The organism is Streptomyces sp. CNQ085 (assembly GCF_022614595.1).
GTDB lineage: Bacteria > Actinomycetota > Actinomycetes > Streptomycetales > Streptomycetaceae > Streptomyces.
The window spans coordinates 1-16515 of sequence record NZ_JAJFAU010000091.1 but is presented as its reverse complement, the minus strand read 5'-3'; the positions used below and the strand labels follow the sequence as shown (position 1 = coordinate 16515).

The following is a 16515-nucleotide window of genomic DNA, read 5'->3' as shown; positions in this document are numbered from 1 at the left end:
CCCCCCCCCCCCCCCCCCCCCCCCCCCCCCCCCCCCCCCCCCCCCCCCCCCCCCCCCCCCCCCCCCCCCCCCCGCCCCCGGGCAGGTGACACGACATACTGGGGTCATGGTTCAGATCAGTCCCAGCATCCTGTCCGCCGACTTCGCGCGCCTGGCCGAGGAGGCGCGGCGCGTCGGAGGGCCCGAGGGCGCCGACTGGCTTCATGTGGATGTGATGGACAACCACTTCGTCCCCAACCTCACGCTCGGTGTCCCGGTCGTCGAGGCGCTGCGCAAGGCGACCGACACCCCGCTGGACTGCCACCTGATGATCGAGGACCCCGACCGCTGGGCACCGCAGTACGTCGAGGCGGGCGCCGGGTCGGTCACCTTCCACGCCGAGGCCGCCGCCGCTCCGGTGCGGCTGGCCCGCGAGATCCGCGCCAAGGGCGCCCGCGCCTCCATGGCGCTCAAGCCCGCCACGCCGATCGAGCCGTACGAGGACCTGCTGCCCGAGCTGGACATGCTGCTGGTGATGACCGTTGAGCCCGGCTTCGGGGGCCAGGCGTTCCTCGACGTCATGCTGCCCAAGATCCGCCGCACCCGGCAGCTCATCGACAAGCGCGGCCTCGAGCTGTGGCTCCAGGTGGACGGCGGGGTGTCGGCCTCCACCATCGAGCGGTGCGCCGAGGCCGGCGCGGACGTCTTCGTGGCCGGCTCGGCCGTCTACGGCGCGGACGATCCGGCCGCCGCGGTGCAGGCACTGCGCGCTCAGGCCCGGGAGGCCGCGAACGGAGCCGTCGGCGGATGCGCCCACTGAGAGGCGGCCCGGGGCCCGGGGGGCTCCGCGGAGGCGGGCATGGGTGCACCGTGCACGGAGTGGATCAGGACCGCCGCGGATCTGCGAGGATGAACGCGCGGAGTGGGGAACGGCGCGTACACGAGTACGGCGGAACGGTAGCGAGGTGAGTGCGGTGTCGACCGGGCGGTCAGCCACGAGAATGGGTCCCGCCGAGCTGATGCAGGCGGCGGCCATGGCGCGCCGCTTCTATCTGGAGGGCAAGTCCAAGATCCAGATCGCGGACGAGTTCGGGGTGAGCCGCTTCAAGGTGGCCCGGGTGCTGGAGACCGCGCTGGAGCGGGACCTGGTGCGCATCGAGATCCGCGTCCCGGCCGAACTGGACGCCGAGCGGTCCGACGCGCTGCGCGCCCGCTACGGGCTGCGCCACGCTGTCGTCGTCGAGTCGCCCTCGGACGCCGCCGAGGACGCCGCCGACCCGGAGAACCTCGGCGAGGTCGCCGCCGACCTGCTGGGCGAGCTGGTCACCGATGGGGACGTCCTGGGCCTGGCCTGGGGCCGTTCCACCATCCACATGGCCACCGCGCTGCACCGGCTCCCGCCGTGCACCGTCGTCCAGCTCACCGGCGTCTACGACGCGGGCACCGCCGAGCGCGGCTCGGTGGAGGCGGTGCGCCGCGCCGCCACCGTCTCCGGTGGCGAGGCCCACCCGATCTACGCGCCGATGCTGCTGCCGGACGCGGCCACCGCCGCCGCGCTGCGCGGCCAGACGAGCATCGCCGCCGCGTTCGAGTACTTCGACAGGGTGACCGTGGCCGCGGTCTCCATCGGCTCCTGGGAGCCGGGCGTGTCCACCGTCCACGACATGCTCGGGGAGGAGGAGCGCGCCCACTACGCTTCCCTCGGGGTCGCCGCCGAGATGTCGGCGCACCTCTTCGACGCCGAGGGCCGCCGTATCGGCCGCGACCTGGGGGAGCGCTGCATCACCGTCGAGGCCGACCGGCTGCGCCGCGTTCCCGAGGTCATCGCGATCGCGGGCGGCCGCCGCAAGGCCGAGGCGATCGGCGCGGTCCTCCGCTCCGGGCTGGTGACCAGTCTGGTCACCGACACCGCCGCCGCCGACCACCTGCTGCACGAGTTCACCCCCGGCCCCCGGCCCGCGCTGGAGCGGGCCGACCCGGACGAGAACGCGCCCTGAGGGCCCGGGCCGGCGCAGCCCGGCCCGGGCCCTCAGGGCGTTGGTGGGAACATACGACGGCGGCCCCGCCCACCTGGCCTTTTCTCCATGACCGGGGTCCGGGGCGGGCGTGCAACAATGAAGTACGTGCGATTCCTCAACGATCAGCGGCCCGCTTACGACCTGACGTACGACGATGTCTTCATGGTGCCCAACCGCTCCGCGGTCGGCTCCCGGCAGGGCGTGGACCTCTCCTCGCCGGACGGGACGGGCACCACCGTCCCGATCGTCGTGGCCAACATGACCGCGATCGCCGGGCGCCGGATGGCCGAGACGGTGGCCCGCCGCGGCGGCCTTGCCGTCATCCCCCAGGACATCCCCCTGGACGTGGTCACCGATGTCATATCGTGGGTCAAGCAGCGCCACCTGGTCCTGGACACCCCCATCGTCCTGGAGCCCTCCGCGACCGTCGCCGACGCCCTGTCCCTGCTGCCCAAGCGGGCGCACGGCGCGGGTGTCGTCGTCGACGGGGAGCGGCGGCCGGTCGGCGTCGTCACCGACTCCGACCTGACCGGCGTGGACCGCTTCACCCAGCTCTCCCAGGTCATGTCCCGCGACCTGCTGCTCCTGGACGCCGGCATCGACCCGCGCGAGGCGTTCACCCGCCTGGACGGCGCCCACCGCAAGTTCGCCCCCGCCGTCGACGCGGAGGGCCGCCTGATCGGCATCCTCACCCGCAAGGGCGCCCTGCGCGCCACCCTCTACACCCCCGCGACCGACGACTCCGGGCGACTGCGGGTGGCCGCCGCCGTCGGCGTCAACGGTGATGTCGCCGGCCGCGCCAAGGGGCTGCTCGACGCCGGGGTGGACACCCTCGTGGTGGACACCGCCCACGGCCATCAGGAGTCCGTGATCTCCACCCTGGAGACGATCCGTGCGCTGGACCCGCAGGTCCCCATGGTGGCGGGCAACGTCGTCTCCGCCGAGGGCACCCGGGACCTGATCGAGGCCGGCGCCGACATCGTCAAGGTCGGCGTCGGCCCGGGCGCCATGTGCACCACGCGCATGATGACCGGTGTGGGCCGGCCCCAGTTCTCCGCCGTCCTGGAGTGCGCCGCCGAGGCGCGCAGGCATGGGAAGCACGTCTGGGCCGACGGCGGTGTGCGGCACCCGCGCGACGTGGCCATGGCACTGGCCGCCGGAGCCTCCAACGTCATGATCGGCTCCTGGTTCGCCGGCACCCACGAGTCTCCCGGCGACCTCCAGCAGAGCGCCGACGGGCGCCTGTACAAGGAGAGCTTCGGCATGGCCTCCGCACGCGCGGTGCGCAACCGAACCGCAGAGGAGTCCGCCTACGACAGGGCCCGCAAGGCTCTGTTCGAGGAGGGCATCTCCACCTCCCGGATGTTCCTCGACCCGGCCCGGCCGGGGGTGGAGGACCTGATCGACTCGATCATCGCCGGGGTGCGCTCCTCGTGCACCTACGCCGGGGCCGCCACCCTGGAGGAGTTCGCCGAGAACGCCGTCATCGGCGTCCAGAGCGCCGCCGGCTACGCCGAGGGCAAGCCGCTGCACGCCAGCTGGTGATCCGCGCTCCCGCGGCCCGCGCCCTTACCCGGTGCGGGCCGCGGCTGCTTCGATGGACCCATGAGCGAACCGGCGTACGAGGAGACCCACCGGGGCCACAGCGGCACCGGCCCGGGAGCGATCACCCCCGACGGCTGCGCGGTGGAGGTCTACACCCGCGTCCCCGCCGGTGCCGAACCCGGCATCATCGCCTCGGCCGTACCCGCCGGGGCGAGCCTGTTGGAACTGGGCTGCGGGGCGGGCAGGGTGACCCACCCTCTGCTGGAGCGCGGTTTCGCGGTGACGGCCGTCGACGAGTCACCGCGGATGCTCGAGCACGTGCGCGGCGCCCGCATCGTGTGCTCGCCCATCGAGACGCTGGAGCTGGACGAGCGCTTCGACGCCGTCGTGTTGGCGTCCTTCCTGGTCCACACCGGTGATGTCCGGGTGCGCGACGCGCTGCTGCGCGCCTGCCGCCGGCACGTCGCGGACGACGGGTGCGTGCTGATCCAGCGCGAGGGCGAGGACTGGCACGAGCGGGTTCCCCGGGAGCGGGAGGCCGGCGGCGGGCTGGTCCGGATCGCCGCGGCCGGTCCCACCGACGACCCACGGGTGTCCGCCATCCGCTGCGAGTACATCTTCCCGGACGCCACCTGGACCCAGACGTTCCTCTCCCGGCGAATGGACCGGGAGGAGTTCGAGGCGGCGCTGGCCGGCGTCGGCCTGGCCGTCGACTCCTACCTCACCGACGACCGGACCTGGGTGAGGGCCCTGCCCGCGGAGTGGCGCCCAGGACGGCGACGCAGCGGCGCGTACGCGCCTGCACCGGCCACCGCCGGACGGTGTGCGAGGCTCGGAGGAACTCGCGTGTGACCGGTGTGTGAAAGATCTCCCGAGGAGTCGTCCCGCGATGGACCAGGGCGCCGCCTCCCCCGTTCCCTCTCCCTCCCCAGGACCCGGCGGGAATCTCTCGCGGCTGACGCGCCGCAAACCCGTCGAACGGCTCGTCGCCGAGAGCGGCCGCGGGGAGGGCGGCCTGTTGAGGCGCTCGCCGGGGGTGTGGCAGCTCACCGCGATCAGCGTCGGCGCCACCCTGGGCGCCGGCATCTTCGTCGTCCTGCGCCGCACCCACCCGCGGGCGCCCCGCGGTTTCCGCGTCCCGCTCTCACCGCTGCTGCCCGCGCCGGGTTTCGGCTTCTGCGTGTGGACGATGGCCGGCCTGGACGCCGTCACCTGGACCGTCTTCGGTCTCTGGCTGGCCGGCGGCCTGGCGCTCCACCTCTCCTACGGCATCCGCCACTCGCGCCTCAACGAGCCGGGCGGGTCGGCCGCCACCGACCGGACCGGGCGGTAACGCCCGGTCCGGTACGGGCTCAGGTGCACTCGTCGGACTTCCCGACGGCCTCGGCGTAAGCGGCGACGAGCTTCTTCATCGCCGCCTCGTCGGACTTGCCGGCGGCGGAGACCCGCGCCGACGCGAACAACTCCTGATCGGCCTTGCGCGGTTTCGCACAGGAGACCTCGGCGAGCGCCCCCGTTTTCGAGTACATGTACGACAACTCCTCCCGCACCTTCTCGTCACCGTCCAGGCCGATCGAGTCGTGGCCGCTGAGACCGGCCGCCGAAGTGGCGGCCTCGCGCAGCCCGGTCCCCTCCTCCCACCACTCCGTGGTGAACGACAGCACCTCCTCGCCGTCCACATGGAGGCGGCAGCGCTCGATGCCGTCGATCTCGGCGACGCCGGGGTACACGGAGATCTCCTGGCCTCCGGGAAGAAACGGCTCCAGCCGGTCGGCCGGCACGGTCACGCCGCACAGCGATTCGGGAATCTCGTACTGTCTATCGGGCGGGGACGAGCAGGCGGACACGCACAGACCGAGCACCATCGCTCCGACGAGCGTGTGGGCCGACCATGGCCGGGAACCTCCACGTACCGTGTGATGCTGCACCTTGACCTCTGTGTCGACTGGTGGGATGTGTCTGCCGGGCGAGGCGCTCCGTAACCGCTAGTTCGGAATCTCGGTTTCCAGGTCGTCCGCCATCTGAGCGGCGTTGGTGGAGGCGTCGTTGAAGCCGTCCGCCGTGCCGATGCGAGCCCATTCCGCCACCTGCTCGGAATGTGGGGAATCGTGGGCCTTGGCCGCCTCCATGGCAGCCAGTTGGCTCAGCTCCACGTTCGTGTCCTTGGTGTCCTCCCACCTCGTGGCGGCGTCTTGGCCGGCGTTCTGGAGGTTCTCCGGCTGCATGGAGCCGAAGAGTTGTTCCAGAACGACGCTGCTGACCGTGCTGGCGGCCCCGCCGGCCGCGGCACCGGCGACGGGCGTCGCGACGAAACTCGTCCCCACCCCGATTCCGAGGCCGATGACGCCGGAAGTCACGTTCTTGGCCTGGTTGACCGCCTTCTGATAGTCCTCGTCCTTCTGGTGCGCCTCGCCCAAGACCGCCTCCTGGCGGCCGATGGCCAGCGTGCCGCCGACCTCGGCGGACCTCCGGGAGATCTCCTTGACCGTCTCCTCCGGGGAGTGCGGGTAGCGCTTGTCCTCCGGAAGGCCGGGGTTCAGGTGGTAGTCCAGCAGATTGGCCATGTACGCCTTCTGGCCAGCCTCGACCTTCGCATATCCTTCCGGGTTCTGTCCCACGCTGATGAGGAAGCGCGTGACATCCCTGTGGTCCAGTTCGACAGTGGCACTGGCGATTGGGAAGAGCTTGTCGGAGTTGCCGTACTTGTCGTCGGCCATGGCCCGGTTGATGTCGGGCAGGTACTCCGCCGCGATCTGGCCCATGCTGTCCGACAGGTAGCCGCGTTCGGTGAGGCGTTCGGTGTCCGCCGAGACGGAGTCGAAGATCTGCTCCACCAGCCGGGCCTGCTCCGGGCTGTGCGGAGGAGTGTCCGGACCGGGCTGCTCACCGGCCGGGTGGCCGGTCGCGGCGGCCTCCAGGGCCCAGCCCATGGCGTTCTGACCGGCGATGCTCTCCTCGAACTCGGAGTCGTACTGCCTGGGCCAGTCGCGCTCCTCGAAGAGGTACTGGAAGTTGGTCAGGCCGACCTTGCCCTCCTTGCCGTTGCCGTCGGTGTCCCGGGTGAAGTCGTGGTCCTCGTCCTTGGTGACGAAGGTGCCGTTGAAGAAGTCGGTGGCGGCTTCCGGGCTCTTGCCCAAGGCCATCATGAAGCCCGTCATCGGGTCCGAACCCTCGTCGGTACCCGTCCGGTTGAGCATCGGCCCCATGGGGAAGTGCCAGGCCAGCTCCGCGCTGCGGCCGTTGCCGCTGCGCTCCTTCTCGACCCGGACGAGCTCGTCGCCGTAGTTCTTCAGGAACTTGTCGTCGAAGTCGCCCCAGCGCATCAGGTTGCTCATCACCTGGGCGCCCATGGCCCGGGGGTTGTCCTTGCCCGGGACGAACTCGCCGGTCAGCCCGACCATGTCCCGCTCCCAGCGCTGCATGGCGGGGCTGTCGGACCGGGTGGCGGTGGCCAGGGTCAGGCCGAGGTTCTCCTGCAGGCCGCCGTACATGTCCACCCGGGCCTGGCCGAGCTGCATGTTGGTGTGCGGATCGTTGATGCCCGCCCAGAAGTCCAGCACGCCCCGGGGGCCCAGTCCGGTGGCGAACCGCTCGGCGAAGAGGGGGTCGTCCTTGTACCGCGCCATGGTGGAGTTGAAGTCGTCGAACTCCTGCGGGGACATGTCCGAAGGGTCCCTGGCGAGTTCGATGGCCCGGTCGGCGGCCCCCATCGCCTCGGCGGCGGCGTCGCGGTCGGCGTAGGAGGCGTCGGAGAAGCCGTAGGGCGTCTGGTCGGCCAGGGCTCTGAGCGCCCTGGCGGCGCTGGAGTCGCTCTCGGCGGCCCTGGCGAGGATGCCCTGCACCTCGTCGCGCAGGGCGGTGACGTCCTCGGGGGTGTGCTCGGGTACGTCGGTGCCCCTGGCGGCGCGGTCGGGGTGGATGTCCATGGTGACGGTGAAGCTGCCGTCGGTGTTGGCGATGACGGTCAGGTTCTTCTTCAGCCCGCGCTCGATGGCGTCGTTGAGCTGCCTGCGGTACTCGACCAGCTCGTCGTGGGTGTCCTTGAGGATGTTGTGGATGGAGGTGGCCTGGGTGTGGGCGTCGGCGAACTCGCCGGTGGTCCTGGCCACGAACTCCCGGGTGACGGCGGCGTTCAGACCGGTCCAGTCGGCCTTGTCGGCCTTGCCCTTGAGCCGGGAGCGGGCGTCGTCCTTCAGGGTGCTCAGCTTCCCGGCCGTCTCCGACCAGTCGGAGACGGCCCTGCCCAGCTTGGAGAAGTCGGCGTGGCGGAGGGCGTCGAGCTTCACTGGCGCCGGGTCCTCTCGTCGTAGCCCTCGTCGAGCGCGGAGACGCTGTTGAACAGCGAGCTGATGTGCTGCTCGTCGTCGGCGTGGGCCTTGTTGCTGTACTCCATGTGGTTGGAGATGTGGGCGCAGGCGTCGGTGAGGGTGCGCAGCTGCTCCTGCCACCGGGTCGCGACATGCTCCAGGGCGCCGCCGATCTCGAAGTCGCCCTTCAGGCCCGCGGCGGCGCCGATGCTGCTCTCCCGGGCGTGGTCGCCGTCCTTGCGCAGCCGAGTGTGGAGGTCGAACGCCGCGTCTCCGACGGCGGCCAGATCCTTCTGTGACACGGTGAGCTCACCGGAGGACGTCGTGACGCCTCCCTCTCCGCCGCCGTCGAGCCGGTTCAGGCGCATCTGGGTGGCCTTCCGCTCGGCGGCGGCCTCCACCAGCCGTCTCCACTCCTCGTCGAACGACACGTTCCCTCCCCCGCGTTCGGCTCCGCCTGTCGGGCCACACGGTATAGAAGCGCCTCTTCCGGCCGCCAGTGAGGGGTGCGCGGAAAAGGACAGGAACCTCCACCGGCGTGCCGCTGCCGGTGGGGGAGGACGCCCGGTTCGCGGAGGTGTGGCCGCGAAGAGCCGCACGGAAATCCGGTAATGCCTTCTCCCGGGCGGCGGCGCCGGCCCGTGTGGCGCTTCGGTGAAGATTCCCCGCCGGAAGGCCGCCTCGCGGGGCCGGTGTGCTGTACTTCGCTGCCGGGGCGACGCGATAACCGCGGCGCCCCGAGTACCGCCCGCACGACAGAAGTGGCCCACCCGCAGTGCGACTGAACGAGCTCGACGAACGCATCGTCCGCGCCCTCGCCGAGGACGCCCGGCGCTCCTACGCCGACATCGGAGCCGAGGTGGGGCTGTCGGCCCCCGCCGTCAAACGCCGGGTGGACCGGCTGCGCGAGCAGGACGCCATCACCGGTTTCACCGTACGGGTGAATCCGGCGGTGCTCGGCTGGGAGACCGAGGGCTTCGTCGAGATGTACTGCCGCCACAAGACCTCGCCCGAGGACATCCGCCGGGGGCTGGCACGCTATCCGGAGGTGGCCTCCGCCTCCACCGTGACGGGCGACGCGGACGCCGTTGTCCAGGTCTTCGCCTCCGACATGCGGCACTTCGAGCGGGTGCTGGAGCGGATCGCGGGGGAGCCGTTCGTGGAGCGCACCCGGTCGGTGCTCGTCCTCTCCCCGCTGCTGCGGCGCTACGGTTCGGGGTCGCCGGCCTGAGGCGCCCCCGGCGTCCCGCCGCACCCGCTGCCGGACACGCGGCCGAAGGCGCAACGAATCGACGCACCACGGCCCCAGGACGCAACGGATCGATGCCGGGTGCGCAACGGGTGCGGGTTGTGGGGCGCGGCGGGCGGACCGTACCGTCGAGGCGTCCCCAGATTCCGCGGCCGTACCCCGGCACGCCCGGTACGGCTGTCCGACGTGAACGCGAAGAGGTCCCATGACACCGCTGCGCACCGCGCTGTTCCAGGGCCCCGGCGGTGTCCCCGGTTCCACCGCGGACAGTCTGGCCGCCCTCGACCGCGCTGCCCGCGAGGCCGCCGCGCGGGGGGCCCGGCTGTTGGTCGCCTCCGAGATGTACCTGACCGGGTACTCGATCGGGGAGCGGGTGGCGGAGCTGGCCGAGCCCGCCGACGGCCCCGGCGCCGAGGCGGTCTCCCGCATCGCCGCCCGGCACGGGATCGCCGTCGCCTACGGCTATCCCGAGCGCGACGGCGACGCGGTGTACAACTCGGCCGGGCTCGTCGGCCCCGACGGCGCCCGGCTGGCCGACTACCGCAAGACCCACCTGTACGGCGGCTTCGAGAGCTCCGCCTTCCGTCCGGGCGACACCCCGGTCGTCCAGGCCGACCTCGACGGCGTCCGTGTCGGAATGCTGGTCTGCTACGACGTGGAGTTCCCCGAGAACGTGCGCGCCCACGCGCTGGCGGGCACCGAGCTGCTGCTGGTGCCCACCGCGCTGATGCGACCGTACGAGATCGTCGCCGAGACCCTCCTGCCGGCCCGCGCCTTCGAGAACCAGCTCTACATCGCCTACGCCAACCGCTGCGGCACCGAAGGCGCGGACGGGGGCGGCGGTGCGGTCACCTTCGCCGGACTGAGCTGCCTGGCAGCTCCCGACGGCACGGTCCGCGCCCGCGCCGGCGCGGGCGCGGACCTGATCACCGCCGATGTCGACCCCGGGAGGCTGAGGGCGTCGCGCGCGGACAACCCCTATCTGCGCGACCGCCGCCCCGAGCTGTACGCCTCCCTCGTCTGAGAGGCCGGCCCCGCAGCCGGCCGCCGCCCCGGGCCGACCGCCCGGACACAGCCCGCCACGTACCACCAGGAGAACCACCCATGACCTCCACGGTGCCCGCCGCCGTCCACGACGAGCAGCACGCACAGGCGCGGACCGAGCCGCCCGTCACCATGTTCGGCCCGGACTTCCCCTTCGCCTACGACGACTACCTCGCCCACCCCGCCGGCCTCGGCCAGGTGCCCGCCACCGAGCACGGCACGGAGGTAGCGGTCGTCGGCGGCGGGCTGTCGGGGATCGTCACCGCGTACGAGCTGATGAAGATGGGTCTGAAGCCGGTGGTCTACGAGGCCGACCGGATCGGCGGACGGCTGCGCACGGCCCGCTTCGACGGTTGCGACCCCGAGCTGACCGCCGAGATGGGCGCGATGCGCTTCCCGCCCTCGTCCACCGCCTTCTGGCACTACGCGGACCTGGTGGGCCTGGAGACCAAGCCCTTCCCCAACCCGCTGGCGCCCGGCACCCCCTCCACGGTCGTCGACCTCAAGGGCGAGTCCCACTACGCCCGTACCCTGGAGGACCTGCCGGAGGTCTACCACCAGGTGATGGAGGCATGGAACGCCTGCCTGGAGGAGGGCGCCGACTTCTCCGGCATGCAGCGGGCCATCCGGACGCGCGACGTGCCGCGCATCCGCGAGATCTGGTCGCGTCTGGTGGAGAAGCTCGACAACCAGACCTTCTACGGCTTCCTGTGCGACTCCCCGGCGTTCTCCTCCTTCCGCCACCGGGAGATCTTCGGTCAGGTCGGCTTCGGCACCGGCGGCTGGGACACCGACTTCCCCAACTCCATCCTGGAGATCCTGCGGGTCGTCTACACCGGCGCCGACGACGACCACCGCGGCATCGTCGGCGGCAGTCAGCAGCTCCCGCTGCGGCTGTGGGAGCGCGAGCCGGCCAAGCTGGTGCACTGGCCGTCGGGCACCTCGCTGAAGTCCCTGCACGGCGGCGACCCGCGCCCGGCCGTGACCCGGCTGCACCGCACCGCGGGCAACCGCGTCACCGTCACCGACGCCACCGGCGACGTGCGAACCTACCGGGCGGCGGTGTTCACCGCCCAGTCGTGGATGCTGTTGTCGAAGATCGACTGCGACGACGACCTGTTCCCCATCGACCACTGGACGGCGATCGAGCGGACCCACTACATGGAGTCGTCCAAGCTGTTCGTGCCGGTGGACCGGCCGTTCTGGCTGGACAAGGACGAGCGCACCGGCCGGGACGTGATGAGCATGACGCTCACCGACCGCATGACACGGGGCACCTACCTGTTGGACGACGGCCCGGACAGGCCTGCGGTGATGTGCCTGTCGTACACCTGGTGCGACGACTCCCTGAAGTGGCTGCCGCTCAGCCCCCGGGAGCGGCTGGAGGTCATGCTCAAGTCCCTGCGGGAGATCTATCCGGACGTCGACGTGCGCAAGCACATCACCGGCAACCCGGTCACCGTCTCCTGGGAGAACGAGCCGTACTTCATGGGGGCCTTCAAGGCCAACCTGCCGGGCCACTACCGCTACCAGCGGCGGCTGTTCACCCACTTCGCGCAGGACCGGCTACCCGGGGACAAGCGCGGCGTCTTCCTCGCCGGCGACGACATCTCCTGGACGGCCGGCTGGGCAGAGGGCGCGGTGCAGACCGCCCTCAACGCGGTGTGGGGCGTCATGCGCCATCTCGGCGGCTCCACCGATCCCTCCAACCCCGGACCGGGCGACATCTACGAGGAGATCGCCCCGGTCGAGCTCCCCGAGGACTGAGCCGGCCGGGCGGCGCATCCGGACCCCCGCAGGGACTCCTCCCGCCAGACGTCCGGGCGGCGTTCCAGCGGGGTGAGCAGGAAGCGGCCCACCAGGGCCGCCCCCGCGTCCAGCCGGCGGGTGAACTCCTCGGCCAGTTCCGGCAGCCGCCGCATGCTCCACAGCAGCCGCGCCGCCGACCAGGCCGCGTCCCGGGCCCGCTCCATGTCCCAGCCGGCGACCAGATGGGTGAGCGGTTCGGCGACGTCCAGCGAACCGGGACCGGGTGCCAGATCCTCGCGGATCCGCTCCTCCAGCTCCACCAGGACGTCTCCGATCCGGTCGAACGCGCCCTGGAGCGCGGAGGGTTCGCACCCGTGCGTCCGGGCGGTGTCCACCACGGCCAGCGGCAGGTCGTACCCGATGTGCGCGTTGGCCCCCGCCAGCGCGAACTGCGCGGGGTGAACGCCGGGATGGTGGCGCGCCCGGAACAGCGGGCGCCAGCAGGCGGGTACGGGATCCCCGGCAGTGGCCAGGTCGACGGCGGCCGGATAGCGTCCGGCGAAGACCGCTGCCAGGGCCGCGGCGGAGCGGGGCCTGGGCAGGAGGCCGTCGACGAGGCTGCGGCGCACCGACAGCGTCACGGCCAGATAGACCCGGTTGAAGGCCGCCACCCCGTCGTGCGGCGGCAGCTCCTCCTGGAGCGCGCGCATCCGCGCGATCACCCCGTCCACCCCGTCCGCGGCGGCGGGCCGGGAGGCGGGCTCGGCAGTGGGCCCGGACTGCGTCATGGTCATGCGCCCAGCGTGGCAGACGGGGGCGGAGCGCAGGAGGGCCTTCGGGAAGTCATCCCGGATCGGGCGACATCCGAACGAGCGGCGAACCCCTGTCCGCGGGGTGCGGCGGGCGCCGACCGTGCCCCACCGCACCCCGCGGACAGGGGTTCGCCGCCTACCGCTTGTCCGGCCCGGCGCCTTCGGCGTCGTAGGAGGAGGTGCCCTCGTCCAGCAGCGGCTCCTGGGCGCGCATGTGCGCCGGGGCCAGCGCCCGCAGCACGTGGTAGCCGGTGAGGACGACGATGGTGCCCAGTGCGATGCCGTTCAGTTCGAAGCTGTCGGTGATCTCCAGGCTGACGCCGCCGACGCCGATGACGACGCCCGCCGAGACCGGCACCAGGTTCAGCGGGTTGCGCAGGTCCACCCGGCCCGCCAGCCAGATCTGCGCACCGAGCAGGCCGATCATGCCGTAGAGGATCACGGTGATCCCGCCGAGCACACCTCCGGGGATCGCGGCGATCACCGCGCCGAACTTCGGGCACAGCCCGAACAGCACGGCGAAGCAGGCGGCGGCCCAGTAGGCGGCGGTGGAGTAGACGCGGGTCGCGGCCATCACGCCGATGTTCTCGGAATACGTGGTGGTGGCCGGGCCGCCGACCGCCGTGGACAGCACCGAGGCCGCGCCGTCGGCGCCGATCGCGGTGCCCAGCTTGTCATCGAGCGGATCGCCGGTCATCTCGCCCACGGCCTTCACATGGCCCGCGTTCTCCGCGATCAGCGCGATCACCACCGGCAGCGCCACCAGGATCGCCGACCACTGGAACTCGGGAGCGTGGAGGGAGGGCAGTCCGATCCAGTCGGCCTCGGAGACGGCCGAGAGGTCCAGCCGCCAGTGGTCGACGACCTCCCCGCCGCCCGCCGGGGAGTGGATCTTCCCGAGGAGGCGGTCCAGGAGCCAGGAGACGGCATAGCCGAAGACCAGGCCGAGGAAGATCGCCACACGGGACCAGAAGCCGCGCAGCGCCACCACCGCGAGCCCGGTGAAGAGCATGGTCAGCAGCGCCGTCCACTGGTCCTGCGGCCAGTAGGTCGAGGCCGTCACCGGCGCCAGGTTGAAGCCGATCAGCATCACGACCGCACCGGTGACCACGGGCGGCATCACCGCGTGGATGACCCGCGCGCCGAACCTCTGCACCACCAGGCCGGCCAGCAGCAGCACCACGCCGACCACCAGCAGCGCCCCGGTGATCGTCCCGCTGTCGCCGCCCGAGGCCCGGATCGCGGCGGCGACGCCGACGAAGGAGAGGCTGGAGCCCAGATAGCTCGGCACCCGGCCGCGCGTCATGAGCAGGAACACCATGGTGGCGACGCCCGACATCATGATGGCCAGGTTCGGGTCCAGGCCCATCAGGACCGGGGCGACGAAGGTGGCGCCGAACATGGCGACCACGTGCTGTGCCCCCAGCCCGGCCGTCCGCGGCCACGACAGCCGCTCGTCGGGCCGTACGACGGCTCCGGGCGCCGGCGTGCGGCCGTCTCCGTGCAGGGTCCAGCGCAGACCGAGGCCCATGGGTGCTCCGTTTCGTGCTCGTGCGGTGGTGCGCCCCGGCGCACTCCGGGCGAACCTCGGGACGCTCTGGAGCGTGCCGAGGCGCGGTCGGGCGTGTGTGGCCGGAAACGATCGGCCCACATGCTACGGGGCGCCCCCGAGGATGTCAGTCGGCGGTACGCGGTGGAAAGGCAGGTCACACAGGTCGGCCAGGGGCCCGGGCGGGACGGCCGGGCCCCGACGGCGAGCCGGTCCGCTCATACCCCTTCGATCAGCCCCCTCCCGTTCGTGCCCACACGCTCTGGGCGCTCTGGGTGCTCTGGGTGTTCTGGGCGACGACCCCGCCGCGGCCGGGGGCGCGGAGCACCCCGGCGGCCAGGACGAGGACGGCTGTCGCGACGGTGACCAGGGCGAACGACGCACGCGGTGAGACCAGTTCGGAGAGGAGGCCGATGACGGTCGGCGCGGCCAGCCCGGTGGTGTAGGTGATGGTGGCGACCCCTGCGATGGCCTGCCCGGGAGCCGGACCGCTGTGCCCGGCCGCGGCGAAGGCCAGCGGTACCACCACGGCGATCCCGACGCCCAGCAGCGCGAACCCGGCGACGCCCGCCACCGGGCCGGGCGCGGTCACCACCAGCGCGCTGCCCGCGGTGGCCAGAACGCCGCTGACCCGCACCGTGCGCACCGGGCCGATGCGGCGCACGGCGGCGTCGCCCGCCAGGCGGGCGAGGGCCATGGTGCAGGCGAACACGGTGTAGCTCGCGGCCGCGACCGTCGCCGACGCACCGGTGACATCCCTGAGGTAGACACCGGACCAGTCCATCGAGGCGCCCTCGGCGAGCACCGCGCACATCCCCACCGCGCCGATCAGCAGGGCCGAACGCGGCGGCAGGGCGAAGCGCGGTGGCGCCTCCTGCCCGGGTGCGGGGCGTACGTCCAGCAGCCCGCGGCAGGCGGCGGGGACGGCCGCGGCCAGGACGGCGGCGGCCGTCGTGAGGTGGATACGGGCGTCCATGCCGAGGTGGACGGCGCCCACCCCGGCCGCCGAGCCCAGCAGCGCGCCCACGCTCCACATGCCGTGCAGCCCGGACATGATCGAACGACCGTAGCGCTGCTCCACCTCCACCCCCTGGGCGTTCATGGCCACGTCCGCCATGCCGGCGGTGGCGCCCAGGGCGAGGAGCGCGGCACAGAGCACGGCCAGGTGGGAGGAGAGAGCGGGCAGGGCGAGGGAGGCGCACCACAGGGCGAGCAGGGCACGCACCGCCGCCCGTCCGCCGTAGCGGTGCACGATACGCCCGGCCAGCGGCATGGCGAGTGAGGCGCCGATTGCGGGGAAGGCCAGAGCAAAGCCCAACTGGCCGTTGCTCAGGTCGAGTTGGTCGCGAATCCAGGGGATGCGGGTGGTGAAGCCGCCGGAGACCGCGCCGTGCAGGGCGAAGACCAGGGCGACCGAGCGCCGGGCCCGGCGGATGGAGGAGGAGAGCATGCGTGTAAATTATCAGGAAGCCTTCCTTAATGAAAAAGGAAATCTGCGAGGATTCCTTCATGAGCACGCCTCCACGGCCCGCACCCCCCGCCTCCCCGGTCCGCCCCGCGCGCACCGCGTCCCCCCGCACGGCCCGCGCCATCAACGACCGGATCGCGCTGGAACTGATGGTGGAGCACGGCCCCCTGACGGCCGGCCGGCTCAAGGAGCTGACCGGTCTGTCCCGCCCCAGCGTCGCCGACCTGCTGCGGCGCCTGACCGACGACGGGCTGGTCCGGGACGTCGGGGAGACGGGGGAGGCCCGCCGGGGGCCCAATGCCAGGCTGTACGGCCTCGTCGCCGGCAGCGCCCACGTCGCGGCCGTCGACGTCCGCGCCGGCAGCGTCTCCTTCGCCCTGGCCGACCTGGCGGGCGGTGCGGCCGGCGGGGCGGAACTGCCCGCGGGAGACGGCGGGGAGAGCGAGGGCGATCCCGTGGAGCGGACGGTGACCGCCCTGCGGGAGGCGCTGCGGGAGAACGGCGTCACCACGCTGCACACCGTCGCCGTCGGCGCCCCCGGCATGATCGACCCGGCCACCGGAACCCTCGGCCGCAGCAGCGCGCTGCCGGCCTGGCACGCCCGCGTCCCGGCCGCGATCCGTGAACGGCTGGAGGTTCCGGTGATGCTGGAGAACGAGGTGAACCTCGCGGGCATCGCCGAACACCGCCTCGGCGCGGCGCGCGGACGCGACACCTTCGTCCTGCTCTGGCTGGGGCACGGGGTGGGAGCCGCCGTGATCCTGGACGGCGCACTGCGCCGCGGCGCCTCCGGAG

The 16515-nt window shown here is 72.4% G+C and carries 15 protein-coding genes and 1 pseudogene; 10 read left to right on the top strand and 6 right to left on the bottom strand.

The window, feature by feature from the left end; translation table 11 throughout:
- Positions 1–106 precede the first annotated feature (106 nt).
- From rpe to LJ221_RS23990, 6 genes and pseudogenes are all read left to right on the top strand, one after another.
- The gene (gene rpe, locus LJ221_RS15885) at positions 107–799 is read left to right on the top strand and encodes a ribulose-phosphate 3-epimerase (RefSeq protein WP_241717389.1); all 693 of its coding nucleotides are present in this window, start codon (positions 107–109) and stop codon (positions 797–799) included.
- Positions 800–980: 181 nt separating this feature from the next.
- Entirely contained in the window at positions 981–1976 is a 996-nt protein-coding gene (locus tag LJ221_RS15880) for a sugar-binding transcriptional regulator (RefSeq protein WP_241717388.1), read from the top strand.
- A gap of 117 nt (positions 1977–2093) precedes the next feature.
- Positions 2094–3542 (top strand): GuaB1 family IMP dehydrogenase-related protein, encoded by a 1449-nt coding sequence (locus LJ221_RS15875; RefSeq protein ID WP_241717387.1) that lies wholly within the window; start codon positions 2094–2096, stop codon positions 3540–3542.
- A gap of 60 nt (positions 3543–3602) precedes the next feature.
- Positions 3603–4394 carry a bifunctional 2-polyprenyl-6-hydroxyphenol methylase/3-demethylubiquinol 3-O-methyltransferase UbiG gene (locus LJ221_RS15870; RefSeq protein ID WP_241717386.1) on the top strand — a complete coding sequence of 264 codons (792 nt, stop codon included), beginning with the start codon at positions 3603–3605 and terminating at the stop codon, positions 4392–4394.
- A gap of 37 nt (positions 4395–4431) precedes the next feature.
- Positions 4432–4662: pseudogene (locus tag LJ221_RS23995) on the top strand (amino acid permease); the annotation flags it as partial.
- The gene (locus LJ221_RS23990; protein WP_374228473.1) at positions 4639–4875 is read left to right on the top strand and encodes an amino acid permease C-terminal domain-containing protein; all 237 of its coding nucleotides are present in this window, start codon (positions 4639–4641) and stop codon (positions 4873–4875) included. The pseudogene LJ221_RS23995 and the gene LJ221_RS23990, both read left to right, overlap by 24 nt.
- A gap of 19 nt (positions 4876–4894) precedes the next feature.
- On the opposite strand, the gene LJ221_RS15855 is transcribed toward LJ221_RS23990, so the two are convergent.
- The 3 genes from LJ221_RS15855 to LJ221_RS15845 form a co-directional block, all read right to left on the bottom strand.
- A complete protein-coding gene (locus LJ221_RS15855) occupies positions 4895–5329 on the bottom strand; it encodes a hypothetical protein (RefSeq protein WP_241717385.1) in 435 nt (144 codons plus the stop codon).
- 198 nt (positions 5330–5527) lie between these two features.
- On the bottom strand, positions 5528–7828 hold the full coding sequence (locus LJ221_RS15850) for a DUF6571 family protein (RefSeq protein WP_241717384.1): 2301 nt from the start codon (positions 7826–7828) through the stop codon (positions 5528–5530).
- Complete coding sequence (locus LJ221_RS15845) at positions 7825–8280, bottom strand: hypothetical protein (RefSeq protein ID WP_241717383.1); 456 nt, start codon at positions 8278–8280, stop codon at positions 7825–7827. Before LJ221_RS15845 ends, LJ221_RS15850 begins: the two co-directional genes overlap by 4 nt.
- A 344-nt stretch (positions 8281–8624) precedes the next feature.
- On the opposite strand from LJ221_RS15845, the gene LJ221_RS15840 reads away from it, so the two are divergent.
- The 3 genes from LJ221_RS15840 (at position 8625) to LJ221_RS15830 (ending at position 11909) form a co-directional block, all read left to right on the top strand.
- Entirely contained in the window at positions 8625–9080 is a 456-nt protein-coding gene (locus LJ221_RS15840) for an Lrp/AsnC family transcriptional regulator (protein WP_241717382.1), read from the top strand.
- 223 nt (positions 9081–9303) lie between these two features.
- The gene (locus LJ221_RS15835) at positions 9304–10122 is read left to right on the top strand and encodes a carbon-nitrogen hydrolase family protein (RefSeq protein ID WP_241717381.1); all 819 of its coding nucleotides are present in this window, start codon (positions 9304–9306) and stop codon (positions 10120–10122) included.
- An 80-nt stretch (positions 10123–10202) separates the two neighbouring features.
- Positions 10203–11909 (top strand): NAD(P)/FAD-dependent oxidoreductase, encoded by a 1707-nt coding sequence (locus LJ221_RS15830; RefSeq protein ID WP_241717380.1) that lies wholly within the window; start codon positions 10203–10205, stop codon positions 11907–11909.
- On the opposite strand, the gene LJ221_RS15825 is transcribed toward LJ221_RS15830, so the two are convergent.
- The 3 genes from LJ221_RS15825 to LJ221_RS15815 all read right to left on the bottom strand — a co-directional run bounded on the left by LJ221_RS15825 (position 11870) and on the right by LJ221_RS15815 (position 15702).
- Positions 11870–12679, bottom strand: coding sequence for a DUF5995 family protein (locus tag LJ221_RS15825; RefSeq protein ID WP_241717393.1), 810 nt, complete (start codon positions 12677–12679; stop codon positions 11870–11872). The genes LJ221_RS15830 and LJ221_RS15825 overlap by 40 nt on opposite strands.
- 160 nt (positions 12680–12839) lie before the next feature.
- On the bottom strand, positions 12840–14234 hold the full coding sequence (locus LJ221_RS15820; RefSeq protein WP_241717379.1) for a uracil-xanthine permease family protein: 1395 nt from the start codon (positions 14232–14234) through the stop codon (positions 12840–12842).
- Between the two features lie 250 nt (positions 14235–14484).
- Positions 14485–15702 (bottom strand): MFS transporter, encoded by a 1218-nt coding sequence (locus tag LJ221_RS15815; protein WP_241717378.1) that lies wholly within the window; start codon positions 15700–15702, stop codon positions 14485–14487.
- Positions 15703–15761: 59 nt separating this feature from the next.
- Here LJ221_RS15815 and LJ221_RS15810 point away from each other — a divergent pair.
- The coding region (locus tag LJ221_RS15810) for an ROK family transcriptional regulator (RefSeq protein ID WP_241717377.1) at positions 15762–16515 on the top strand (754 nt) is incomplete at its 3' end.